Annotated in this window: 20 protein-coding genes; 13 read left to right on the forward strand and 7 right to left on the reverse strand. The window is 60.7% G+C overall.

The features are described from left to right. Positions 1-121: 121 nt before the first annotated feature. Positions 122-1279, reverse strand: a complete 1158-nt coding sequence (locus tag NKI06_RS15935; protein ID WP_023691420.1) for a hypothetical protein — start codon at positions 1277-1279, stop codon at positions 122-124. 299 nt (positions 1280-1578) lie between these two features. Between NKI06_RS15935 and NKI06_RS15940 the strand changes: the two genes are divergently transcribed. The 5 genes from NKI06_RS15940 (at position 1579) to cyoD (ending at position 6713) form a co-directional block, all read left to right on the forward strand. Further along, positions 1579-2469 (forward strand): MBL fold metallo-hydrolase, encoded by an 891-nt coding sequence (locus NKI06_RS15940; protein ID WP_023668030.1) that lies wholly within the window; start codon positions 1579-1581, stop codon positions 2467-2469. Positions 2470-2663: 194 nt separating this feature from the next. Continuing rightward, positions 2664-3629, forward strand: a complete 966-nt coding sequence (gene cyoA / locus NKI06_RS15945) for a ubiquinol oxidase subunit II (protein WP_081726068.1) — start codon at positions 2664-2666, stop codon at positions 3627-3629. A gap of 2 nt (positions 3630-3631) precedes the next feature. Next, complete coding sequence (gene cyoB / locus NKI06_RS15950) at positions 3632-5632, forward strand: cytochrome o ubiquinol oxidase subunit I (RefSeq protein ID WP_352838885.1); 2001 nt, start codon at positions 3632-3634, stop codon at positions 5630-5632. Further along, on the forward strand, positions 5629-6306 hold the full coding sequence (locus tag NKI06_RS15955; protein ID WP_352838866.1) for a cytochrome (ubi)quinol oxidase subunit III: 678 nt from the start codon (positions 5629-5631) through the stop codon (positions 6304-6306). Before cyoB ends, NKI06_RS15955 begins: the two co-directional genes overlap by 4 nt. Next, positions 6303-6713: a cytochrome o ubiquinol oxidase subunit IV gene (gene cyoD, locus NKI06_RS15960; RefSeq protein ID WP_023712206.1), complete on the forward strand. Its 411-nt coding sequence runs from the start codon at positions 6303-6305 to the stop codon at positions 6711-6713. The genes NKI06_RS15955 and cyoD overlap by 4 nt, the downstream gene beginning before the upstream one ends. Before the next feature lie 217 nt (positions 6714-6930). Here cyoD and NKI06_RS15965 read toward each other — a convergent pair whose 3' ends face one another. Beyond that, a complete protein-coding gene (locus tag NKI06_RS15965; protein ID WP_352986134.1) occupies positions 6931-7821 on the reverse strand; it encodes a LysR family transcriptional regulator in 891 nt (296 codons plus the stop codon). Positions 7822-7972: 151 nt separating this feature from the next. Here NKI06_RS15965 and NKI06_RS15970 point away from each other — a divergent pair, with 151 nt between their 5' ends. Next, positions 7973-8356: a DUF1330 domain-containing protein gene (locus tag NKI06_RS15970; RefSeq protein WP_023748057.1), complete on the forward strand. Its 384-nt coding sequence runs from the start codon at positions 7973-7975 to the stop codon at positions 8354-8356. 99 nt (positions 8357-8455) lie between these two features. Then, positions 8456-9298 carry an SDR family oxidoreductase gene (locus NKI06_RS15975; RefSeq protein ID WP_023752166.1) on the forward strand — a complete coding sequence of 281 codons (843 nt, stop codon included), beginning with the start codon at positions 8456-8458 and terminating at the stop codon, positions 9296-9298. Between the two features lie 131 nt (positions 9299-9429). On the opposite strand, the gene NKI06_RS15980 is transcribed toward NKI06_RS15975, so the two are convergent. Further along, positions 9430-12759 (reverse strand): DEAD/DEAH box helicase, encoded by a 3330-nt coding sequence (locus NKI06_RS15980; protein WP_352838864.1) that lies wholly within the window; start codon positions 12757-12759, stop codon positions 9430-9432. Between the two features lie 310 nt (positions 12760-13069). On the opposite strand from NKI06_RS15980, the gene NKI06_RS15985 reads away from it, so the two are divergent. From NKI06_RS15985 to NKI06_RS15995, 3 genes are all read left to right on the forward strand, one after another. Then, positions 13070-13909, forward strand: coding sequence for a Crp/Fnr family transcriptional regulator (locus NKI06_RS15985; RefSeq protein WP_352986137.1), 840 nt, complete (start codon positions 13070-13072; stop codon positions 13907-13909). A gap of 19 nt (positions 13910-13928) precedes the next feature. After that, positions 13929-14165 (forward strand): DUF6894 family protein, encoded by a 237-nt coding sequence (locus tag NKI06_RS15990; protein ID WP_023668023.1) that lies wholly within the window; start codon positions 13929-13931, stop codon positions 14163-14165. A 202-nt stretch (positions 14166-14367) separates the two neighbouring features. Then, complete coding sequence (locus NKI06_RS15995; protein ID WP_023687819.1) at positions 14368-14544, forward strand: hypothetical protein; 177 nt, start codon at positions 14368-14370, stop codon at positions 14542-14544. 185 nt (positions 14545-14729) lie between these two features. Here NKI06_RS15995 and NKI06_RS16000 read toward each other — a convergent pair whose 3' ends face one another. The 4 genes from NKI06_RS16000 to NKI06_RS16015 form a co-directional block, all read right to left on the reverse strand. After that, the gene (locus NKI06_RS16000) at positions 14730-15122 is read right to left on the reverse strand and encodes a response regulator (protein WP_023687818.1); all 393 of its coding nucleotides are present in this window, start codon (positions 15120-15122) and stop codon (positions 14730-14732) included. Positions 15123-15364: 242 nt separating this feature from the next. Beyond that, positions 15365-15895: a DUF1003 domain-containing protein gene (locus tag NKI06_RS16005; RefSeq protein WP_023668020.1), complete on the reverse strand. Its 531-nt coding sequence runs from the start codon at positions 15893-15895 to the stop codon at positions 15365-15367. A 20-nt stretch (positions 15896-15915) separates the two neighbouring features. Further along, positions 15916-16974, reverse strand: a complete 1059-nt coding sequence (locus NKI06_RS16010; protein WP_023748053.1) for an alpha/beta fold hydrolase — start codon at positions 16972-16974, stop codon at positions 15916-15918. Between the two features lie 128 nt (positions 16975-17102). Further along, entirely contained in the window at positions 17103-17357 is a 255-nt protein-coding gene (locus NKI06_RS16015; protein ID WP_023668018.1) for a hypothetical protein, read from the reverse strand. Positions 17358-17577: 220 nt separating this feature from the next. Between NKI06_RS16015 and NKI06_RS16020 the strand changes: the two genes are divergently transcribed. From NKI06_RS16020 to NKI06_RS16030, 3 genes are all read left to right on the forward strand, one after another. Next, positions 17578-20730, forward strand: coding sequence for a GAF domain-containing protein (locus NKI06_RS16020; RefSeq protein WP_352986140.1), 3153 nt, complete (start codon positions 17578-17580; stop codon positions 20728-20730). A gap of 370 nt (positions 20731-21100) precedes the next feature. Continuing rightward, positions 21101-22069: a manganese catalase family protein gene (locus tag NKI06_RS16025; RefSeq protein ID WP_023681124.1), complete on the forward strand. Its 969-nt coding sequence runs from the start codon at positions 21101-21103 to the stop codon at positions 22067-22069. Between the two features lie 141 nt (positions 22070-22210). After that, positions 22211-23260 (forward strand): chemotaxis protein CheB, encoded by a 1050-nt coding sequence (locus NKI06_RS16030; protein WP_023681123.1) that lies wholly within the window; start codon positions 22211-22213, stop codon positions 23258-23260. The last annotated feature ends 40 nt before the right edge of the window (positions 23261-23300 follow it).

Raw genomic sequence — 23300 nt, forward strand, 5'->3', positions numbered from 1 at the left:
CCCCCGGCCAAAGCCCCGGCGGCGCGCGGCGGGCGCGCCCCCAAAAAGCGGACCCCCCCCCCCGGCGGGGGCGGCGTTCCGAACCCCCCCCCCGCCCGCCCCTCCCCCGTTTGAGGCCCCTTCAAGGCGTCGTGTCCGCCACGAGAAGAGCTTGCTGACGGGCCAGTTCATCTGCTGTGGGTTTGCGCAGGTGTCGCCTGCCATCAGCCTGGATGACGGAAAACAAACCAACCTCGGCATGTCGCGAATTGTCCCAGCCCGGGTAGGCCGTTATCGGGTACAGGCAAATACCCTCGATCGGCGCTCCGAGACTGATTGCGGAACGCACCTCGTCGCAGACATAGTGGAGCCAAGCCGGCCCGCCGGATCCCTCGGAGCCGGTCTCCGCAATGAACATCGGCTTGCCGTACCGGTGAGCAACTTCTAGCAACATTTCCGACAGGGCGCGGTACTCGTGGTGTCCCATCGGAATCGTCGGCCCGTTTACGTACCATTGATTGTGCGGGTAAAAATTCAAGCCCACGACATCGACAACATCTTCGCTCCCGCCCAACTCAGGTTCGACGCGGCCCAGCAACATGTCGTAAGCTTCGAACTGTCCCTGTCGGGCGTTTTCGGCCCGGCGCCGTTCGCTGCGGGTCCGGTCACGAGGGGCGATATGGATAAGCGGCTCGGCCCAGACAAATCTGCAGGCGGGATCGATCTCCCGCATTGCACGAACACCCGCGATGGCGGCCTTGACGAGGTGCCGCTTGAACCATCCACGTTTGTTCGGCCCCACGCGCGGGAAATAGCCGACCTCGACAGCCCATGCGAAAAACGAGATTTCGTTGATGGGGCACAACAGAGGCGATGTTCCGGTGATCGAACGGTGTACCTTGACGGCTTCTGCCGCGAACGAGGCATAGGCGTCGATGAAATGCAGCGAGCCCTGATCGACATGGTCCGGAGATCCGTAGTGAAAGATGTCCCAGATTACCTGAACACCTGCCGATCGGGCTGCCTCGACCATTGGCGCCCAACTTGACCAGTCATAGGTTCCGGGAGCGGTTTCGATCAAATGCCAACGCAGGCCGTCGCGGATGGTGCGAAGGCCGAGTTCGGCGCAGCCGCGGTAGTCGCCCAGGGCATGCAAATTATGCGAGGTCGCACGAATAAGATCGAGGCGAACGCCGTCCTTGCGCCGGTGCGAGGAGCATTCAAAGCCTGCCATGAAAAAACTGGCGAAGCGCGAAGCTTCCGGAACCGAGGCCTCCGTCTGGCGTCCCACTTCGCTCATTTTTCGAAGTCTCCTTTGGGCAATCGGCTTCGAACTCGGCCGCCTTGTCCGGACCGGGAACCGCGTTGGCGAAATACCGAATTCAGTCGGGCGCGCCCCATGTTCGTTGCTCAGTCCAGCTCGTCCTTGCGTGGCCGGGTAGTGCCGAACCCATTGGTAGAGCCTTTGTTCCGGTGGTGAACTGTCCGGGCGCCGCGTGCAAATGAGGAACAAGGAGGCCCGTCCCAAGTTCGGGGCGATGTACAGCCGCCGTCATCCACTCGAGCGGCTGCTCGGCAACAACAGAGGCATGGGATCACATGACCGTTCAGATTCGACTTTCCGAGATCGACCACGCCAGGCGCGAGGATCGTGGCGACGGCGCTTGGAGCATCGCACCGGACCTGGGTTACTTGCGGCTAGCAATCGTCAATGTCGTGTTCTTCGGCGCACCGGGCAGCGGAGATCGGAACTGGGTGCTGATCGATACCGGGTTGCCGACGTCTCGCAGCAGCATTCTAGCGGTCGCGGAAAAGCGGTTCGGCGTCAACGCACGGCCGGCTGCAATCATCCTGACCCATGGCCATTTCGACCATGTGGGAACGGTTCTAGAACTCGCAAATGGCTGGGACGTGCCTGTCTTCGCCCATCCACTCGAGCACCCCTATTTGGACGGAACCACATCCTATCCGCCACCGGATCCCTGGGTTGGGGGTGGACTGATGGCGCTGCTTTCACCGCTTTTTCCACGCGGGCCAATCGATCTTGGCAGCCGTTTGCAACCCTTGCCCGCCGATGGATCGATCCCCGGAATGCCCGGATGGCAATGGCTGCACACACCCGGACATGCCCCTGGGCATATCTCGCTCTGGCGCGAGCAAGACCGCTCGCTCATCGTAGGAGACGCTTTCATCACCACCGGTCAGGAGTCGGTCTATGAAGTCGCCATTCAGGATCTCGAGATGCACGGTCCGCCGCGCTATTTCACGCCAGACTGGGATGCAGCGGAAAGGTCCGTGAAGCATCTGGCTGCCTTGGGCCCCCAGATGGTCATCAGTGGACACGGTGCGGCTGCTGCGGGAGTGGGCATGCGTCAGGCTCTCGATAATCTGGCTGAGCGATTCAGGGTATTCGCCGTCCCGCCGAAATTGAAATTCGTGCGGGAGCCAGCGTCGCCGATAGCTAGGCCAATCGAGCCGCCATCGTTCTGAATGGCCAGATTGGGCCAAGGCGGGACCATCGGACAGAGTAACTCGGTCCAGCGGAACAAACCCGGCCGGCGACAGTTGGGGCACTCGCTCAGGTGGCGACACCCTGCGAAGTGCCGCGAGGTTCCGCGCCATGGGGAGGCTCAGATGGAAACCCGACGAACGCATGCCTCTAGCCCGCGTTCCCGCAAAGAGAGATTGCAGAGCCGGTGTTCTTGCCATCCAGCCCTAAGTTGACACGCCAACTGCTCTGGATCGTCGGAGGCGCATTCTTGCCCGGTTGCGCGGGGGGAGTGCTCGATCCCCAAGGACCAATTGGTGTCGGTAATCGCACGATCCTTTTGAACTCGCTGGCGGTGATGCTGGTGATCGTTGTTCCCACGCTTGTTGCACTTCTGGCATTCGCCTGGAAGTTCCGCGCCTCGAACAGCAACGCCCGCTATAACCCGGAGTTCACCTATTCGGGACGCGTGGAGTTGATCGTCTGGTCGATCCCGACGCTCACCATCCTGTTCATTGGCGGTCTGATCTACTACGGATCGTATCAGCTCGATCCGCGCAAACCGATCCCTTCTAGCCAGCCGCCGCTCGACATTCAGGTGGTGGCGCTCGACTGGAAATGGCTGTTCCTCTATCCCGAGCAGGGCGTGGGCGCTGTCAATCAACTGGTTATTCCCGCCGGTGTTCCAGTGCGTTTCAAGTTGACCTCGGCCAGCGTGATGAACACGTTCTTCGTGCCCCAGCTTGGCAGCATGGTCTACGTCATGAACGGCATGCAGACCGAATTGCATCTGCAGGCCGACCGCGAGGGCAGCTTTTTCGGCCAGTCGGCGCACTTCAGCGGCGACGGCTTCTCGGATATGAATTTCAGTGTGAGCGCGGTTTCAGCCGATGCCTTCACCCGCTGGGCGTCATCGCTGCGTGGCGGGGGCGGCGTGCTCAATGCCAATGCCTATCGCGAACTCGCCCGGCAAAGCACAAATGTGGCGCCGGCTTCCTTCGGTCATGTCCAGCCTGGGCTGTTCGAAGCGGTCGTTCAGCAGACGCTCCCACCGGGTCCGGGGCCTGCTGAGAGCGCAGCCAGCGGCGAGCCACAGGTGAGCCCAAGGGCATTACCCGCGGCGGCGGCAACGATGACCCATCATCCACAAGGCGCAGAATGACGATGCTGGGCAAGCTCGACTGGTCGGCCGTTCCTTTCGATCAACCCATCCCCCTCGGCGCAGCCCTTGGCGTCTTTCTGGCAGCAGCCGCCGTGCTTGGCTGGATAACGGTGAAGGGGTACTGGCCATATCTGTGGAGCGAGTGGATAAGCTCGGTCGACCACAAGCGCATCGGCGTGATGTACATTGTGCTGGCGATGCTCATGCTTCTTCGTGGTTTTATCGATGCTATCATGATGCGCACACAACAGGTGCTGGCGATTCACGGGCCGGGCTACCTCCCGCCGGAGCATTACGACCAGATCTTTTCCGCGCACGGCACGATCATGATCTTCTTCGCCGCGATGCCGTTCATGATCGGCCTGATGAATTTCGTCGTGCCGCTGCAGCTTGGCGTACGCGATGTCGCTTTTCCGACGCTCAATTCCGTCAGCTTCTGGCTGACGGCTTCCGGAGCCCTGCTGGTCAACATCTCGCTTGTGATCGGCGAGTTCGCGCGCACCGGCTGGCTGCCCTATGCCCCTTTGTCGGAAACCACCTACTCGCCGGGCGTCGGTGTCGATTATTATCTGTGGGCGATCCAGATCTCCGGCGTCGGCACGCTGCTCACCGGTGTCAACCTGGTGACGACCATCCTCAAGATGCGGGCGCCGGGAATGGGCTATCTGCGAATGCCGATGTTCTGCTGGACCTCGCTCGCGTCCAACCTGCTCATTGTCGCAGCCTTCCCGATCCTTACCGCCACGCTCGCAATGCTGACGCTGGACCGGTACCTCGGCTTCCACTTCTTCACCAACGAAGCCGGTGGAAATCAGATGATGTTCGTCAACCTGATCTGGGCGTGGGGCCATCCCGAAGTATACATCCTGGTGCTTCCCGCCTTCGGAATCTTTTCCGAGATTTTCTCGACTTTTTCATCGAAGCCGCTGTTCGGATACCGTTCGATGGTCGCGGCCACGATGTTCATCTGCATCGTCTCGTTCATGGTCTGGCTGCATCACTTCTTCACCATGGGTGCTGGAGCGGACGTTAATGCCGCCTTCGGCATCGCCACGTCGGTCATTGCCGTGGGAACCGGTGTGAAAATCTACAACTGGCTCTTCACCATGTATGGCGGGCGCGTTCGTTTCGACACGCCGATGCTTTGGGCACTGGCTTTCGTGACCACCTTCACCGTCGGCGGCATGACTGGCGTCCTGCTTGCCGTCCCGCCGGCCGACTTCGTGCTACACAATTCCCTTTTCCTCGTCGCGCATTTCCATAACGTCATCATCTCGGGCGTGTTGTTTGGAGCATTCGCCGGCTTCACCTACTGGTTCCCCAAGGCGTTCGGCTTCCGTTTGCACGAAGGCTGGGGAAAGGCGGCATTTTGGGTCACCTTGGCCGGCTACATGCTGGTCTTCGTACCGCTCTATATTGTCGGTCTGCTCGGCATGACGCGGCGCCTGCAACATATCGATATGGACCTTTGGGCACCGTGGCTGGTGGTGGCCGCTTTCGGCGTGGTGGTGATGATCGCCGGCGCGGCGCTGCAGATCACACAGCTTTTCGTTTCGATCCGGCATCGCGACAAGTTTCGCGACGAAACCGGCGACCCGTGGGACGGGCGTTCGCTGGAGTGGTCGACATCTTCTCCTCCTCCTGTCTTCAATTATGCACGGCTGCCTCACGTGGAAGACGAAGAGCCCTACTGGAGCATCAAGCAACGAGGGATCGAACAGAGCTCGGACGAGGAAAAGGCATATGAGCCGATCGAGATGCCTCGCAACAGCCCGACTGGCTTCGTCACCGCCTTCTTCAGCACACTGATCGGCTTCGCGCTGATCTGGCATATATGGTGGCTGGCGATCGTCGGCTTCATCGGCGCCTACGCAACCTTCGTCGTATTCGCCTGGCGCGATCATGGAGACTACGAGATCCCTGTCGACGAGGTCGCCCGCATCGACCATGACCACAAGGCAGCCCAGTTTGCCTGGCTGCGCGGGTGGGAGCGCCCGGCATGAGCGATCATGCATTCTCCAGCGTCGGCACCCAGGCACGGGACCCGTATCGGCTCAATCACACCGGTCGGCACGCGGTGCGCTCTGCGACCGGCCACGGAGAAGGCGGCCCGGCCTCAAAGTTCGTCACAGTGACTTACGGCTTCTGGATCTTTCTCCTGTCCGACATCATCATGTTCTCGGCATTTTTCGCCGCCTACGCCGTGCTCGCCAAGGCAACCGCCGGCGGACCGACAGGCAAGGATCTGTTCGAACCGACACGCGTTGCGGTCCAGACGGGCCTTCTGCTCACTTCGAGCTTCACCGGCGGCGTGGCAACACTCGCCACCCTTCGCAGATCAATGGCTGCCACGCAGTTCTGGCTTCTCGTCACGGGGTTGCTCGGGGCAGCGTTCCTGTTCCTGGAACTGCAGGAGTTCGCGGCAATGATCGGCGAGCAGGCAGGCCCCTCGCGCAGCGCATTTCTTTCTGCCTTCTTTGCGCTCGTTGGCTGCCACGGTGCCCACGTCGGTCTCGGCCTGCTTTGGCTGGGAACGATGATGGCGCAGCTGTGGGTCAAGGGCTTTCGGCCCGACATCTTGCGGCGGCTCCACTGCTTCGGGCTCTTCTGGCACACCCTCGACATCATCTGGGTTGCCATCTTCACCCTGGTCTATCTGCTGGGAGCATCGTCATGACCGAGATCGAGAGCAAGACCGGCGAGTTGCAGGACCGCCGCGATTCAGCGCCGGGCGAGGAACACATAAGCGAGCACGAAACCGCTGGGGGCCTCTCGGGCTATGTGCTCGGCTTCGGCCTGGCCATTCTGCTCACGATCGCGTCATTCCTGGCGGCGCGAACCGATCTGATTTACCAGCCCGCGGTCATCTCGGCCCTGGTGGTGCTCGCTGTTGCGCAGATGGGCGTGCATCTTGTCTTCTTTCTGCACCTGACCACCGGGCCGGACAACACCAACAACATCCTGGCCCTGGCCTTCGGCGTGCTGATTGTCGCGCTGGTGGTTCTGGGCTCTATCTGGATCATGGCCCATCTGAATGAAAACATGGCTGCCATGACACCCCATCAAGCCGGAACGATGCCTTGAACGCTGCCCTGCGAACGCACGGCCGCCCACAGTGCACCATTCGCACCGATGGCCCGAGCCAAGCTGCGGCGGCAACGCTGAGATGATACTAGGCAGTGAACTCATAAATTGGGGAGACTGGGATCGGTGGGAAACGGGCGCTCCGGACTTCCTGTACTGGGCGGCTTTGATAGGCGCCATGGTCGTCGAGGTCTGGCGATCCTTATTTCAATCGCACTCAGTCGCGGTAGCGCAGCCTTTCCAGCGCGAGTGCGAAAGCCGGCGAGTGTTGGCGCCGGCTTGGATAATACAGGTGATAGCCCGGCCGAAGGGGGCACCAGTCCTCAAGAACGCGCACTAGGCGACCCTGTTCGAGTAGGTAGGTCACTAGATCCTCGGGCAGATAGGCGAGCCCGAACCCTTCAAGGCTGGCCTGGCAGATCATCGCGAGGGTGTTGAAGGCGGCGTGTCCGTGAACGCGCACCTTCAATTCCCGCCCCTCCTTGCGAAACTCCCACGGTGCAAAGCCGCCTGTGGGCAGTCGCAGGGGTATGCATGCATGATCGGCAAGATCTTCAGGCGTGACCGGACGGGAGCGGCTTACAAAGTATGAAGGCGCTACCACAACCGCCATGCGGAAGTCTGGCCCAATGCGCGCCGAGATCATGTCCTTATCCACCTGTTCGCCGAGCCGTACACCCGCATCGAAGCGATCGGCCGCAATGTCAGCCAAGCCGTAGTCGTGGATAATCTCGACCCTGATGTCGGGATAGTCGCGCATGAGCCCGACCATGGCGGGCCAGATGATGGTCTCGCCGGCATGCTCCACGGTGGTGATCCGGACTGTACCGGCCGGCTTGTCGCGCAGGGCGCTGAGGGCGGCAATCTCGCTTGCGATCTCATCTAACTTGGGAGCGATGCTTCGAAACAGGCGATCCCCCGCTTCGGTTAGCGAGACGCTGCGGGTCGTGCGGGTCAGCAGCCGAAGGCCGAGGCGTTCTTCCATCGTCCGGATCGAATAGCTCAGGGCAGACTGCGACACGCCGAGCATGGCGGCCGCCTTGGTGAAACTGCGCTCGCGGGCGACGGCGATGAAGGTCAGGAAGTCATCCAGACTGTCGCGACGCATTCATCAATCCTACTTCTAAGCCCATGCAGATTATACCACCTAATTGCATGTCGCTAAAGGAGCTAACTTCCTGACTCAAGGCCAGACGGTCAACCGGAGCAACTCTCCGCGCATTGCCTACCGTCCCACTGGCCCACTGAAGGAGAACAATATGAAGAAGGTAATCGTGGGCGCGCTCGCCGCCCTCACCATGATCGTGAGCCCGGCCGCCTTTGCTCAGCAAGCGACGGGCGTCGCTCCCCGCGCCTACATGATCGGCAGCTATGACATCAAGGATCAGGCGGTGTTTCAGCAGTACATCGAAGCGGCGTCGCCGCTCGTCACCAAGTATGGCGGCCGCGTGATCGTCTACAATCCCAATGTCACTGCCATCGAAGGAAGCTCGAGATCGGTGATCGCCATCGCCGAGTTCCCGAGCCTTGCTGACGCCAAGCGCTACTACAACTCGCCGGAATACACAGCGGCCCGGCAGTTTTTTACCAGGTCGACCGAAGGATTTCGCATCATCACCGAAGGCGCCGGCCTTCCGCAGTGACGCAGTCCGCCGGCGGATGGATCAACATGGGGATCAGTCCCTGCTGGCCATCGCGTCCAAATCCGGGCCGAGCTGCGGCCTAGAGAACAGGAGCCCAAAATGAGTGTTTGGTTCATCACCGGCGCAGGCCGGGGCCTCGGTCTGGATATCGCCAAGGCCGCATTGGCGGCGGGCCACAAGGTGGTGGCAACCGGCCGCAACACGGAAAAAGTCGCAAGGGCCGTGGGAAACGCCGAGAACCTCCTTATCGTCAAGCTGGACGTGACGAGCGCGGCCGACGCCGAAGCCGCTGCCCAGGCCACGTTTGACCGGTTTGGCCGCATCGACGTGCTGGTCAACAATGCGGCGAGTTTCTTTGCCGGGTACTTCGAAGAGTTGACCGCCGAACAGATGCAACTGCAGCTCAGCACCAGCCTCGTCGGACCCATGAATGTGACGCGGGCCTTTCTGCCAGCGATGCGCAAGCAGCGGTCCGGCAGGGTCATTTCGATCTCCTCGACGGCCGGGCTAATGGGTTTCGAGTTCTGCACGGCCTATTCAGCCTCGAAGTTCGGCCTCGACGGCTGGATGGAGGCGCTGCAGACCGAAGTCGTGCCGTTCGGCATCGAGACGATGATCGTGAACCCGGGCTTCTTCCGCACCGAGCTTCTCACGGAAGAGTCGACCAACTATGCCGCCCCCTCCGTCGAGGACTACCATGAGCGGCGGACGGCGCAGATCGCCTTCTGGCGCTCTCAGAACGGCAAGCAGGGGGGTGATCCGGCCAAGCTCGCGCGCGCCCTGATCACGCTCACGTCTGGGGACGTGCTCCCCCAGCGTTTCCTTGCCGGTACTGACGCCATTGCGACGGCAGAGCAGAAGATTGCCATTCTGCAGCAGCAGATCGGTGCCTATCGCGAGCTCTCGAGTTCCCTCGCCATGGACGAGAACGGCCGCAACTAACGACCCCTGCGGAACATCCGGACTTGCGGTACTGGTGGCTGAACACCACTGGCACTGCAATTCCGAGGTGAAGACTCGTGGCTGCGGCACTCCCATTGTCGTGCCGCCGCCGGATGGAGAGAAAAGGCTAGTCAGATCTCGTGCTTTGGCTGAGCTGCACGTATGGCATCAAGCGCTAAGCGAACGGCGTCGACGCCAGAGACGCCGGGCGGGATCGGCCTGAAAATCAGGCGGCCGTTCCGGTACTCCAGGCCCAACGCCTTGCTGTTCCGCCATTGGGACGCCGACGGCTTGTTCCGAAGGGTGATCGCGATGGCCTCGGGACCCAAATCGACTTTGCCGATGCCCAGTTCCGACGCTGCTATTCGCAACCTGGTAAATTCCAGCAAAAGGGCTACTTCGCCAGGCATGTCTCCAAAGCGGTCCTCGAGCTCTTCGCTGAATGTATCGAGGTCCGGCTCCGAACGGATGCGGGAGAGCCGCGCATAGAGGCCAACACGCACCGTAGGCTCTTCGACATAGCTCTTGGGAAAAGCGCCCTTTCCCGAACCGTTGATCTCGGCAAGTTGCTTGTCGAAGTCGGCCCCTCCGCCAGCCGCCGAGACCGCCCGCTCCAGCAAGTGCTCGTACAAGCCCACTCCGATCAGCTTCATATGCCCGGCCTGGTCTTCTCCGAAAAGATCTCCGGCGCCACGCAGGTCGAGGTCCCTTTGACTGATTGCCAGGCCGGAGCCGAGCCGATCGAGCGCAAGCATCGTCGAAAGCCGGGCCCTGGTGCTGTCGGCCAGTTCAACGCCAGGCTGGGTCAGAAGAAACGCAACAGCCTGCACCGCCCCCCTTCCGACCCGGCCCCGCAGCTGGTGCAACTGCGCCAGACCGAACCGGTCGGGGCGCCAAACGATGATGGTGTTGGCCCGCGGCACATCGAGGCCGCTCTCGATGATGTCGGTGCTCAACAAAATGTCGCCATCACCGTCGGCGAATCCGACCATGACTTCGTCCAGCTGTCTCCCCTTCATTTCACCATGCGCCGTCTTGACCTCGAGTTCCGGCACCAGTCTGTTCAGCTGGTCACAGGCCGGGGCAATATCCTCGATCCGCGGGATCACGAAAAAGCTCTGTCCACCCCGGTGAAATTCACGCAGAAGGGCCGCGCGCACCGATGCTGGATCGAACGCTGCCAAGATCGTGCGAACGGGACGTCTTTTGGCGGGCGGAGAGTTTAGAACGCTGACGTCCTGGATACCCGACAACGCCGATTGCAGCGTCCGGGGTATCGGTGTGGCGCTCATGCTCAGCGTATGGAGGCGAGGCGCCATGGTCCGCAGGGCCCGCTTCAACTTGACCCCGAACCGGTGCTCCTCGTCGATCACCAGCAGTCCAAGATTGGCGAAGGTGACGCTCCTGGACGCCAAGGCCTGGGTACCCACAACGACCGCAACCTGGCCGCTCCGCAGACCCTCTTTTGCCGCTCTCGCGTCCGCTGCCCCGACCATTCTTGAAAGGTGGGCGACCTGCAGGCCGGTTCCTGCGAAGCGGCGGCTGAACGTCTCATAGTGCTGCCGTGCCAACACCGTTGTCGGAGCTATGATAGCAACCTGTTTCCCGCAGAGAGCGGCGGCGGCGCAAGCACGCAGGGCGACCTCTGTCTTGCCGAAGCCGACATCGCCGCAGACGAGCCGGTTCATTGTCCTTCCGGAGGAAAGGTCATCGAGCACAGCGAGGATGGCGGCCGCTTGGTCGGGCGTCTCCGTATAGGGAAATTTCGCCGCAAAACGAGCCAAGTCCGTGCGGGAGGGCTTCATGATCTCGGCAGGCTGGCTGGACCTGATTTTGGCAAGACCCAAGAGGCGCTTGGCCAGCCTGTCGATCTCGCGCAACGCAGCTTCGCGTCGCTTCGGCCAGCCCTCGCCGTTGAGGCGATCAAGGGACACTGCCTCCGGTTCCGAGCCGTAGCGCCATATTCGTCCAAAGTCGTCGACCGGAACCAGCAAGGAAGCCCCGCCATGATATTCGAGCCTGACGACATCCTGTTGCTGGCCAGCCAACTCGACCTGTTCGACCGCGGCGAGCACGCCCAGGCCATGGTCTTCATGGACGACGACATCGCCAATGCGCAACTCGGGTTCGAGTATGCCCGTGGTCGCGCTCCCGTTCGCCTTCAACGCGGGACCAAACAGGTCGGATGCGGCGACCAAGGCGATATTGGATTGCGCGTCGACAAACCCTTCGTCGAGGACGAATTCAGCCTTGAGAAGAGAGCCCCTTGCGGCCGAAAGTATTTGCGGCAAGTCGGCCGCTTCCTCTGCCCGCCGGCCTAGTCTCCTATCGAGCAGGCGATCTGCTCGCTGCAATTCAGAGGCATCGCCGGTGAACACTACTCTGACTCCGGCGCTCGTCTGCCTTGTGACGAATTCCGCGAAATCATGCCCGGGTCGGGCCTGGCGGAAGAATTTGGGAACTCCCACGGCAGAAACGGCAAGTCTCACGCAGCAGCGGTTAAGCAGAGCAGCGTCCCACTCTTCACGGGATAGGTAAAATCGTCCCGGCAAAGGTTTTTTCGTTCCGGCTGCCTCCTGCCTGGCACGACGTGCATCCTCGACCAGATCCAGAATTCTGCCGAGCGGCTGCCCGTCGGTCCCTTCAAGGAAGGAGATCGAGGCGCTGGAAGCCGCATCGAAGACGGATGGCATAGCGCCATACGATGCGACCAGGCGCTCTTCCATCGACGTCGCGCGCATCGCTGTCAGCTCAGGATGCTCACCAGCTTTAAAGATCAGCTCGGATGCCGGTCCGACCGTAACCGAGTCTCGAACCTGATCGCTGAGCTGACTGAGCGGGTCGTAGGTCTTGAGCTGGCCGATGCAGGCATCGGGACCAACGATGATGCGAACGGGGCCATCCGCGCCAGCAGGGAAAATATCGATGAGATCGCCCCGAAAGGCTATCTCACCCGGTTCGTCGACCCTCTCGTCGACGACATAGCCAATGGCTTCGGACCTGGTTCTGAAATCGTCACGGTCGAGCTTTTGGCCTACCTCCAGAATTGTGAAACCGCCAGCGATGACGGGAGCAGGCGGCACCCGCTGCAGAATGGCTTCGAGCGACATTACAGCGATGCGCGGGCGATCCGGCTTCGTTGCGATCTCATGCAACGCACGAAGCCTTCGCCCCATATTGGCACGTGTGGGCCACACCCTGTCGTAGGGCAGGCAATCCCAGGACGGCAGCAAGATGATATCCGCGTCAGGCAGGAACTGACGCAAGGCGCCGGCGATCTCCTCGGCACTGCGTTCCGAGGGAGCTATATGGACGATGTGCTTATCCCGACTGGTCTCCAGGCCACGGGCCAGCGCTACCGCGATTGCTGAGGATGGCGGTCCGCCATGCTCTATCGCAAACCCGCTGTCATCCGTGTGATCGATTTGTTCGACATCCGTCCGCGAAATATGCCTGTTCACTGAAATCTCACCTTGCCATTGAGACAACGTCAGCGGAGCCACCCCGTTCCTGGTGGCGCATCAAAGAGTTCCAGGACTGGCTGCGGGTGCAGCCCTTGAAATTGGGGGGAGCGACTGGGTCAAAGCTGCGCCGTGATCGGCGAACTCCTGGGGCTGGCTGCCCAGCGGGACAATTTCTAACCGAGCCTATGTCATAGGTTAATGCATTGCTGCCTGGCTCACCTATGGCTGTCCTAAAAAACTGGTGCTTGGATCATTCCGGGATCTTCAACCACCCTCGACGCTGGCAAAACGCCCCAGGCACGGGACCATGCCGCACGGCGGCGCCTTCTGCCGCCGCGCATATGTCCCCATGCCAATCGGAACTTTTGGCGCGGATAATAGTTCGATCACCAACATCAGCCAGGTAGTCAATTTGTTCCCCACCTCATCCTCGGATGTACTCATTCGCAAGCTTCAGACCATCTCGGATCTTCGAGAGGCCGACATCGGCGTTCTGAAAGGCATTCCGATCCAGGAGAAGGAATATTCGGCCAACCACGATCTGGTGCGTGAGGGCGACCGTCCTGTTTACTCGTTTATCGTTCTTGATGGCTTGGTCGGTTCCACCAAACATACGGGCGAAGGAAAGCGACAAATCACATCATTCTTCGTCGCTGGCGACATTCCTGATCTGCATGGGCTGCATCTGTCGGTCATGGATTGTAACTTCTCGACCCTTACGCCGGCCCGAGTAGGTTTCATGCGGCATGACACTCTGCGTGCCGTTTGCGACCAGCACCCTCGCATCGCCACCGCTTTTTGGCGGTCGACGTTGATAGATGCCGCGATTTATAGGGAGTGGGTCATCAATGTGGGAAGACGCGAGGCATACACCCGCATGGCTCACATCCTGTGCGAACTGATTTTTCGCTTGCGCTCTATGGGGCGCATTGAGGATCACGTGGCGGATATTCCCATTACACAGGCGGCCCTTGGCGATGCACTGGGTTTGTCCACGGTCCACGTCAACCGGATGCTCCAGGAACTACGACGCAGAGGCCTCATTGCCACCTCGGGATCAAAAGTTCACGCACTGGACTGGGCTGGCCTCACTCACGCAGGAGATTTCGACACGACCTACCTGCACCAAAGGGACCCCGCAGATTAGCAGTGACGGAAGCTCTCCGATGGCACGATTTTTCTTCGACAGCGGCGATGGCGATCTCATCTTCGAGGACGAAATAGGTGTCGAATGCGCTGGCCTCGAAGAGGTCCGCCGCGCGGGATTCGAGGGCCTTGTCGACCTCACGAGAGAGTCACTGAAGAGCGTCGACGGGCAGCAATTGTTTATCGAAGTGCGCGATGAAAATGGCGCCAAGATTTTGCGGCTGAGCCTCTCGCTTCGGGTAAAATCGAACGTATAAATTTGCACTCTACGCGCAGCGTTAGGCGAGCGGACTGGGACTGCAAACATCCACTGGCATGTCGTGTCTCAAAACCAGGGCCACTTTTGAGCGACATGCATTAACCCATAGATTGTGCCTCGATTCGCCTCGATTTGTGTACAGGACGGGGAACCATCAAAGAGCCGCCGAGTTCGTCCAACGGACAAGCTCGGAATCTAACATGGAAGAAATCGGCAAGGCACAACAAAAGGTCATAGCCCGCCTCATACGGGAGTGGATTTCATCGGACGCCAATCGTCGCCAGCTTCGCCAGTTGCTGGATCTGCCGACAGATGCGGACATGCCCAGCGAGCATCGGTCATTGCTTGACGAACTCGACCGAAAGCTCAACCAATGAGCGCCCCTGCTTTCGGGAGGGCTTCCGAGTGGATGCGAGCCGGTGGCGAGGGAAAGGAGCTGAGGTCGACATCTGGTTGAGGCCGCCGACATTTGACCCAAGCAGACGCGAACGCTTTACGCCGGACGGCGCCGATTGGCCGAAGAAAGAATGTTCGGTGGTTTCGTGGAGCCGCGGTCCGATTCCTAGAGGTGAGTTTCTGCACCTTGCTGCGCGTTTAAAAGTTGAGAAACGGCAGTTATGATCTGCGGCAGAAAAAAGGGCTTGGTGATCATTATGCTGTTGGGCACACCTTCCGCTCCCCAGTGTACCGCGCTGTCGCCACTGATATAGACAACCGGGATGGTCGAGTTGGACCTTCGCAAGTGCCGAGCGACCTCCCACCCCGACTGTCCTGCTCCCAGACGGATGTCCGTGAGCACGGCCTTGAACTTGGTCGGATCGGGGTCGAAAGCCGCCAGCGCCTCGGCGGCACTCCGAGTGCCGACGACCTGGAAGCCGGCCTCCTCCAAAGCTGACTCGAGGTCGAGCAGGATCATTGTCTCATCTTCGACGATCAGAACAGCACCTTCGCTCATCCGGAATCTCCCCAAGCCGCCATCGCTAATACGAGTTCGGCGTCAACTTGGTTCCATCTGACGCGCAGCAGCCTGTTGGTATCGAAGCTCTACGCTGCCTCGATTGCGCGGCGGACTTGTGACGTGGGGAAGCCACCCTGGAAAAGGCCGACACCGGCTTAGCTGCTTCGACAGCCTTGGACAATGAGGCTGAATTACAGGCTGCAGCCGACGCTGAACCGTTGCCGGCAAGGTCGCTTTGATCAAGCGTTCTCCTGATCTTCAGAAGCTTGCTGGATTTGCGTCATCACCTTTTGGGGATCGACATTCTCGGCGAGTTCCGGCAGCTCTTTGTCGGCCGGGGTCGAGATATTCAGACGCGCCGTCAAGGCAGCCACCATCTCGATCAGCCGCGTGGTTTCATGTTCGTTCAGAAGGCTGATCTGCAAATCCAGTTCGGCTCGCCGCTCGCTGTGTGCGGCCATTCTGTTCTGATTGATCAGCACGAAAGTAGACAGGAAGATTGCCTCAACCGAGGCGACCATGGCCAGGATCACGAAAGTCGGGTCCCAGGCTGGGACGGCTGGTATCGCGCCAAGGTTCGCGAGGACCCAGACGACAAGAATTGCAAGGTGCAGATAGACGAAAGTCATGCTTCCCGCGAAGCGCGAAACGGCGCCGGCGACCCACGCTTGAACGCCTTGGTGCTCCTCTTGCTGTCGCCTGTGCTCCACCAGGGCCTGTATGTTCTGGTGGAGCACCGACTGCATGTCGGCTGGACGTTGGTCGCTCATTTGAAAGCCCCGTTTGGAGATCATTCCGTGCAAGCGGCGTCGCTTATCGCCGGTGGCTCCCGCGAGGCCGGATCTGCCTTGAACTCGTCGGCACACGACTTGGGTCGCTGCCCACGGCCCGCTTGGAACAAGGCGTGCCGTCCTGCAATAGTGTGCACCATGCCGACCACTGCTTGGGGGGCGCTCTGATGAACCATATGGCCGGCGCCCGGAACCACCTCAAGGAGAGACCCACCGACTTCCGCGTGCAAGCGTCGTGCATCGCGTTGCGCGTCGAACAACCGATCCCCGGATCCCGCCATGATGCCGGTGGGCACGGCAATGTCCCTATAGTTGGCCTTTCCCAACAGGGACGCGGCCAGCATCGATGCTGTCTCCAGAGAAACCGCCCGCAGTTGGGAAGGGCGGCTGGCGACATCTTTGGCGAGTGCGGCGAACTCGCTGGCGACGATGGCGGGTTTAAAGATCTTCTCCATTGCCCAATGCCAAGCAAGCCTTACAAGCGGCGGCAGCAAGGTGTGACGAAACGCGGTGCCGATCACAGGCAGTGCAGGGAGTGCGGCCAGTGCAAGATCCAGCCGCGGTGGCGGATAGTAATAGCCCGAGACCAGCACGATGCCGACGACCGATTGAGAATGCCTGCGCGCCAGTTCGAGGGCGATCCAAGCTCCCCAGGAATGTCCAAGCACGAGGTATTTCTCTATACCCAGCCCGCAGGCCGCGGCATGTATAAGGTCGGCTTGGTCGCGAGCGGACCAACGCCGGCCGCGCGGCCGTGAGCTTCGCCCAAAACCGGGACGATCAAATGCAAGCACCCGGTAGGTCTTTGCCGCCTCATCGAAGATGCCGCTCGACTTGAAATCCTCCGCCATGGATCCATTGCCATGCAGGAGAAGCAGCGGCATGCCGGTTCCGGCTTCGATAAAATGCAGGCGCACACCATAGATCTCCATCACACGTCCGCACGCCCGGCCGGCAATCGCACGTTTGGCGCGGATGGCGTTGTATGCCGCCAGCGCCGCCAACGAGGCCGCGAGCAACCCGGTCGCGAGTTTCGGTCCATCTCTGTCGAACGCCATGCACGTGCCTGTTGGAAACCATCTGCCGACCCCAACTCTCGGGGCGAAAGCTTGTTCCGCCAGACAAGACAACGCTGTACAGCCGGCTCAAGCGGCTAAAGTAGGCCTTCTCCATTGAGTTGGGACCGTTAAGCCTGGGCAGCGCTGCTGCCTCCCATTTTCCAATCACCCTGCCAACGTGCGCGCACGGCAATCATCAGCATGGCCGCTTCCGTCATCCCGGTCTGGAAAAGTCTGACCAGCTCTCTCGCGATGGATTCTGCCGCGGTAGTGTCCGACGAAATCTCAAATTCCTGACACAGCGCGTCGAAGACCGACCGAAGCGTTTTCAGGTCGTCTGGATAGAGAGCGTCCGTATTCGTAAGAATGGGTCGGTCAAGCATCAAACGTCTCCAAACGAGTGAAGTGTGGTTCGGGCACCCAGCCAGCGGGAGCTCGTCAAGTGCCCGCTGGTTTCCCCTTTATCCGCCACAGCGCGCCAAGCTGTCATTAACCTATGACCGGTGCGGCGTGTTCGGCTGACCGGCCCGCCAAAGAAACTGCCGTCCTGCGGGGAACTCTTGGCCGCAGACTGCATTTAAGTCCGGGCAAAACGGGGGCGAAATGGGGGCCACTTCGATCAATCGGCGATCTGAACTGCAGCGCTTCGAGCTTTTGGCAGCGCTGGGCGACCGTATTCGCGAGATTACGGATCCCGCAGAACTGGCCTACGCAGCCGCGGAACTGCTGGGGAACCATTTTGGCATCAGCCGAGCCGGATACGGCACGATCGATCTAGAGAAAGAAACGATCACCATTGAAAGGGACTGGAACGCGCCAGGCATCAAAAGCCTGGCTGGGACGCTGAATTTCAGGAACTACGGCTCGTATATCGAGGATTTGAAGCGAGGCGAAACCGTTGTCTTTGAAAACGCCGAGGCAGATCCGCGAACCAGCAGCCATGCGGAGGCACTCAAAGCCATCAGCGCCCAATCCGTCATCAACATGCCCGTTACCGAGCATGGCGGGCTGGTGGCGCTGTTATACCTGAACCACTCCGCGCCCAGACGCTGGGCGACGGAGGAAGTAGCCCTCATTTCGGCAGTCGCGGACCGGACGCGTACGGCGATAGAACGCCTTCGCGCCGAACTGGCCCTGCGTGAGAACGCCGAACGCCTTGCTTTTCTCGACCGCCTCGGCAGGGAGATAGCCCTCGCGGCCGACGCCGATGCTGTCATGCAGATCACCACTCGGCTCCTCGGCGAACATCTTGGCGTCTCGATTTGCGCCTATGCCGACATGGAGCAGGACCAAGACCATTTCACCATCCGCGGCGATTGGAGCGCACCTGGCTCGCCCAGCATCAGGGGATATTACAGTCTTGCCGATTTCGGTCGCCTGGCTGTCACCAACCTCAGCGCCAACAAGCCGCTTATCATCAACAACAACCTTGAGGAAATTGCTCCCGAGGAAGCGAAGACCTTTCAGGATATCGGGATAACGGCAACCATCTGTATGCCTTTGGTCAAACAAGGCCGACTGACTGCCCTGATGGCCATCCACGACAAGCAGCGCCACGTCTGGTCGCAACGCGAACTGTCCTTGCTGACCGAGGTGACGGAGCGGTCCTGGGCTCACATCGAGCGCGTTCGCTCGGAACAGGCGGCACGGGCCAGCGAGGAGAGGCTGAGGCTTGCCACCGACGCGGCCGCTATTGGCACCTGGGATTACGATCCGATCAGCGGAGTGCTGCGTTGGGACGACCGGTGCAAAGCCCTTTTTGGTTTGCCGCCGGACGCGGAGGTGACATATGAAAGCGCCTTCCTGGCGGGCCTCCACCCGGAAGATCGCGCACGGGCCGACGAGGCCGTACGCCAGTCGCTCGCGCCAGGCACCCCCTCCCGCTACGACATCGAATACCGGACGATCGGCCTTCGGGATGGCAAGGAGCGCTGGATTGCCGCAACGGGGGAAGCGCTTTTCCAGTCCGGCCGTGCGATCCGCTTCATCGGCACCGTGGTCGACGTCACCGCGCGAAAGCGGGTGGAGCATCAGCTTCAGTTGATGAACGCCACTGCGGCAGCCGTGGCGGCCGAGCTTGACGTAGAGCGAATTGTCCAGACGGTAACCGATGCCGGCGTGGTGCTGTCGGGCGCACAATTCGGAGCTTTCTTCTACAATGTGATCGACGACAAGGGCGACAGCTATGTGCTCTACGCCCTGTCGGGGGCACCTCGTTCTGCTTTCGAAAACTTTCCCATGCCGCGCAACACCGCGGTGTTCGAGCCCACTTTCCGCGGAACAAGCGTGGTGCGTTCCGACGATATCCTCACCGATCCGCGCTACGGCAAGAACTGGCCCCGCAAGGGAATGCCGGAGGGCCATCTACCGGTGCGTTCCTATCTCGCCGTGCCGGTCGTCTCGCGTTCGGGCGAGGTCCTGGGCGGCCTCTTCCTTGGTCATTCAGAGACCGGCGTGTTCGCCGAACAGCAAGAAGCGGCCTTGCTGGGGCTTGCCGGCCATGCCGCGACGGCCATCGACAACTCCCGGCTGTTCAAGGCGCTGCAGACACTCAACGGCACGCTCGAACAACGTGTCAAAGATGAAGTTGCGGAACGCGCCAGAGCAGAAGAGCACCTGCGCCAAGCCCAGAAGATGGAAGCTGTCGGACAGCTCACCGGTGGCATCGCGCACGACTTCAACAATATGCTGGCCGTCATCATCGGCGGCCTGAACCTTGTGCAGCGCAAGCTCAGAAACGGCGATACCAACGTCCACCAATTCGTAACCGGCGCGATCGATGGAGCACAACGTGCCGCAGAACTTACCAGGCGACTGCTCGCCTTTTCCCGCCAGCAACCACTGGCGCCGAAGCGGCTGAATCCAAATCGCCTCGTCTCCGGTATGAGCGAATTGCTGAACCGGACGCTTGGCGAGACCATCCAGATCGAGACCGTGCTCGCTGCGGGCCTATGGCATGTCGAGGCCGACGCAGGGCAATTGGAAAGCGCGCTGCTCAACCTTTGCGTCAACGCAAGGGATGCCATGCCTGCTGGCGGCAAGCTGACGATCGAGACATCAAACGCCCACGTCGACGATCGCTATGCCAGGGAGAACGCGATCCCCTCCGGCCAGTATGTGATGATAGCGGTCACCGATACAGGAACGGGCATGACTGCTGATGTTGTCGCAAGAGCCTTCGATCCGTTCTTCACCACCAAGGGGGTCGGCAAAGGCACCGGGCTGGGACTCAGCCAAGTCTATGGGTTTGTTCGCCAGTCCGGCGGCAGTGTGAAGATCTATTCCGAGCAGGGCATTGGAACCACCTTGAAAATATATTTGCCGCGCTCGCACCATGGCGTGCTCGACAGCCAAATCGACGTCGTGGCAGGCGAGCACCCCGGCTGTGCAGACGAGATCATCATGGTTGTCGAGGATGAAGATCGCGTCCGGCTGATGGCCGCGGAAGCGCTGCGGGAACTGGGCTACTCTGTGCTGGAAATGCAAGGTCCACGCGAAGCGCTGGTGGCCGTCGAAAGCGGGCAAGTGCCGTCGCTTCTGTTCACCGACGTGGTGATGCCGGAGATGTCGGGCCGGGAGCTGGTGGATCAGGTCAAGACAATGCACCCGTCGCTAAAAGTGCTCTACACCACCGGCTACACACGAAATGCGATTGTCCACAACGGCACGCTCGATTTCGGAACCGAACTTTTGACCAAGCCCTACACGATCGACGAATTGGCAGAGAAAGTCCGGAAGGTGCTGGATCGAAAGTGAACGGGCAACAGCCCGCGACGCTCGCCCCGTGACCGAACACGCCGTTTGCCGCGTGGGTGTGCAGCGAAAAGGGCCGGACACCGACATCATATTGACATGGCCCGGCTTCACTTTTCCGAGCCAGTATCCCTCCAGATTTTGTCGACCTCTTGCCCATCCGCGGCCTTGCTCATTGCCGTGATGGCGCAGCACGATCGAAATCTCGTTGCCGCCGGTCGCCAGTCGGAGAATCCCAGCGAGAAATAAATGCCGCCTCTGGCTCCCTGCGATGCTCAACACTGAAGCTGCCGTAAAAATGCTCGCTGGCCGATGGCCGGATGGAACAATCATCTTGCGGGGATGTTCGGATGATCTAACCGGAGAGATGTCCATGTTCATGCACAACAAGCGCCTGCAGTACACCGTTCGCGTCTCGGAGCCGAATCCTCGCCTGGCCTGCATGATCATGGAACAGTTCGGCGGCGCCGATGGCGAGCTTGCAGCGGCCATGCGCTATTTCACGCAAGGGCTTGGCGAGGACGATCTTGGCCGTCGCGACATGTTGCTCGATATTGCGACCGAAGAACTCAGCCATCTCGAAGTGGTGGGATCAATCGTCACCATGCTCAACAAGGGGCTCAAGGCACAGCTGGCCGAGGGCCAAATGAAGGAAGCCGACCTTTACCTAATGATCGGCGCCAGCGGCACAACAGCCAAGGAATCAATTCTGTTCGGCGGCGCTCCCGCGCTGTGCGACTCAGCCGGCGTTCCCTGGACCGCGGCCTATGTCGACTCGCGCGGTGAACCTACGGTGGATTTGCGGTCGAATATCGCCGCCGAAGCCCGCGCCAAGATCGTTTACGAACGCCTTATCAACATCACCGACGACCCGGGAATCAAGGACGCGCTCGGCTTCCTGATGACGCGCGAGATCGCGCACCAGAAGTCGTTTGAGAAAGCACTTTACGCGATCGAAAACAATTTCCCTTCCGGCAAGCTCCCAGGCGTAGAGAAGTACGCCAGCATGTACGTCAACACCTCTCAAGGCGACGGCGATGTCGCTGGCCCATGGAATTCCGGCGAAGAGTGGGATCGGATCGATGACCTTGAAGAGGTGATGCCCGTCGACGGTGGAGACGGCCTTGCAACTGTCAAGCTGGGGGCCAAAGACATGAAGGTGGTGGCCAGGATGGCCGACCGTACGCTTTCCGATCCGGCTTCCGATCCGACAACAGGCGCTGATCTAGGGGCTGGCCCGGGAGCTGGCCGTACCAAGAACGCCGATTTTGGCGGCGCGGCAAGCATTCAGGAGGCCCCGGCCGTGGCAGAGGCTGCTGTCAAACGCGCACGTAGGCGTTAGCACAGAGCCGACATCATTGCGGGCATCTATGTTCCGCGATGCGGCCGGAAGCTAACACCGACGAAGGCAGGGCATCCGACCAGCAACGGACTGGCCGGAGCGCTCGCATCGACATCTGTGCTGAATGTGGGTGAAGCAACCATGGCCACCGCCGCACCACGATCAGATTCGGAGCGTGCGGGCCAGCCGGATAAGGTCCGTCCCGACGGTTGCGAGAACCGGTGCATCGTGACAATCGGAGCATCGGCCGGCGGCGTCGACGCGCTGAAGAGACTTGTCCGCGATCTTTCGCCGGACATCCCGGCGGCTCTCCTCGTCGTACAGCACGTTGGTCCCACGAGTTACCTCGGCGACATTCTCGGTCGCGCTGCCAACATGCCCGTTGCAAATGCCTCCAACGGCATGAAGGTTAAAAACGGGCACATCTTCGTTGCACCGCCCGGAGCTCACCTTCTGTTACATGACGATCATATGCTGCTGCGGCGCGGGCCGCGCGAGAACCTGGCGCGCCCCGCCATCGACCCCCTGTTTCGATCGGCGGCCTGCAGCTTTGGCGGCAGCGTGATCGGCGTCGTGCTCACAGGCAGCCTCTCCGACGGCACCGCCGGCCTGCACGCAATCAAGATGTGCGGAGGCGTCAGCGTAGTCCAGGACCCCGGCGACGCTGCGGTACCCGACATGCCGCTGAGCGCCTTGCAGAATGTGGAAATCGACCATTGCGTCCCTCTGTCCGAAATGGCTGGCCTGTTGCACAGGCTTGCTTCCGAAATCGCAGGACCGACACCAGAAATCCCGTCCGGCATCCGCCTTGAGGCAGCGATTGCAGCTCAGGAGCACAGCACAATGGAACTGACCGAAGGCCAGCTTGGCGCCCCCTCGACATTTGTCTGCCCCGAATGTCATGGCCCCCTATGGGAGATAGAAGACGGGCCGATTACCCGTTACCGCTGCCACACCGGACATGCGTTCGGAGCGGACGTTTTAATGCAGGCCCAGGCTGACGATGCGGAACAGGCTCTTTGGAGCCTTTTAAGAGCGCACCAGCAGCGGGCTGAGTTGGCGAAACGTACGGCAAAACGCGAAGCCGCGCGGGAAAGACACAGCCTGGCCAGCCAAATGGCTGCGCGGGCCGCGGAGTACGAAGCCGACGCGAAACTTATTGAAGAGATCATCCATCGTCGAACGCCGTGACAAGGCAACAGCGTTTGTCAGGGCGGGTGCGTCTGCGTCC

Source organism: Mesorhizobium sp. M0772 (assembly GCF_040320135.1).
In the GTDB taxonomy this organism is placed as follows: domain Bacteria; phylum Pseudomonadota; class Alphaproteobacteria; order Rhizobiales; family Rhizobiaceae; genus Mesorhizobium.

Excerpts from the sequence above, each read along its gene's own strand:
- NKI06_RS16030 (WP_023681123.1), top strand. The coding sequence starts at position 22,211 with ATGGCCACCGCCGCACCACGATCAGATTCGGAGCGTGCGGGCCAGCCG.
- NKI06_RS15955 (WP_352838866.1), top strand. The coding sequence starts at position 5,629 with ATGAGCGATCATGCATTCTCCAGCGTCGGCACCCAGGCACGGGACCCG.
- NKI06_RS16005 (WP_023668020.1), bottom strand. The coding sequence starts at position 15,895 with ATGAGCGACCAACGTCCAGCCGACATGCAGTCGGTGCTCCACCAGAAC.
- NKI06_RS15940 (WP_023668030.1), top strand. The coding sequence starts at position 1,579 with ATGACCGTTCAGATTCGACTTTCCGAGATCGACCACGCCAGGCGCGAG.
- NKI06_RS15990 (WP_023668023.1), top strand. The coding sequence starts at position 13,929 with ATGGCACGATTTTTCTTCGACAGCGGCGATGGCGATCTCATCTTCGAG.
- NKI06_RS15995 (WP_023687819.1), top strand. The coding sequence starts at position 14,368 with ATGGAAGAAATCGGCAAGGCACAACAAAAGGTCATAGCCCGCCTCATA.
- NKI06_RS16020 (WP_352986140.1), top strand. The coding sequence starts at position 17,578 with ATGGGGGCCACTTCGATCAATCGGCGATCTGAACTGCAGCGCTTCGAG.
- NKI06_RS15970 (WP_023748057.1), top strand. The coding sequence starts at position 7,973 with ATGAAGAAGGTAATCGTGGGCGCGCTCGCCGCCCTCACCATGATCGTG.
- NKI06_RS15965 (WP_352986134.1), bottom strand. The coding sequence starts at position 7,821 with ATGCGTCGCGACAGTCTGGATGACTTCCTGACCTTCATCGCCGTCGCC.
- NKI06_RS15975 (WP_023752166.1), top strand. The coding sequence starts at position 8,456 with ATGAGTGTTTGGTTCATCACCGGCGCAGGCCGGGGCCTCGGTCTGGAT.
- cyoD (WP_023712206.1), top strand. The coding sequence starts at position 6,303 with ATGACCGAGATCGAGAGCAAGACCGGCGAGTTGCAGGACCGCCGCGAT.
- NKI06_RS15985 (WP_352986137.1), top strand. The coding sequence starts at position 13,070 with ATGCCGCACGGCGGCGCCTTCTGCCGCCGCGCATATGTCCCCATGCCA.
- NKI06_RS16015 (WP_023668018.1), bottom strand. The coding sequence starts at position 17,357 with ATGCTTGACCGACCCATTCTTACGAATACGGACGCTCTCTATCCAGAC.
- NKI06_RS16025 (WP_023681124.1), top strand. The coding sequence starts at position 21,101 with ATGTTCATGCACAACAAGCGCCTGCAGTACACCGTTCGCGTCTCGGAG.
- NKI06_RS16010 (WP_023748053.1), bottom strand. The coding sequence starts at position 16,974 with ATGGCGTTCGACAGAGATGGACCGAAACTCGCGACCGGGTTGCTCGCG.
- cyoB (WP_352838885.1), top strand. The coding sequence starts at position 3,632 with ATGCTGGGCAAGCTCGACTGGTCGGCCGTTCCTTTCGATCAACCCATC.
- NKI06_RS15935 (WP_023691420.1), bottom strand. The coding sequence starts at position 1,279 with ATGAGCGAAGTGGGACGCCAGACGGAGGCCTCGGTTCCGGAAGCTTCG.
- NKI06_RS16000 (WP_023687818.1), bottom strand. The coding sequence starts at position 15,122 with ATGAGCGAAGGTGCTGTTCTGATCGTCGAAGATGAGACAATGATCCTG.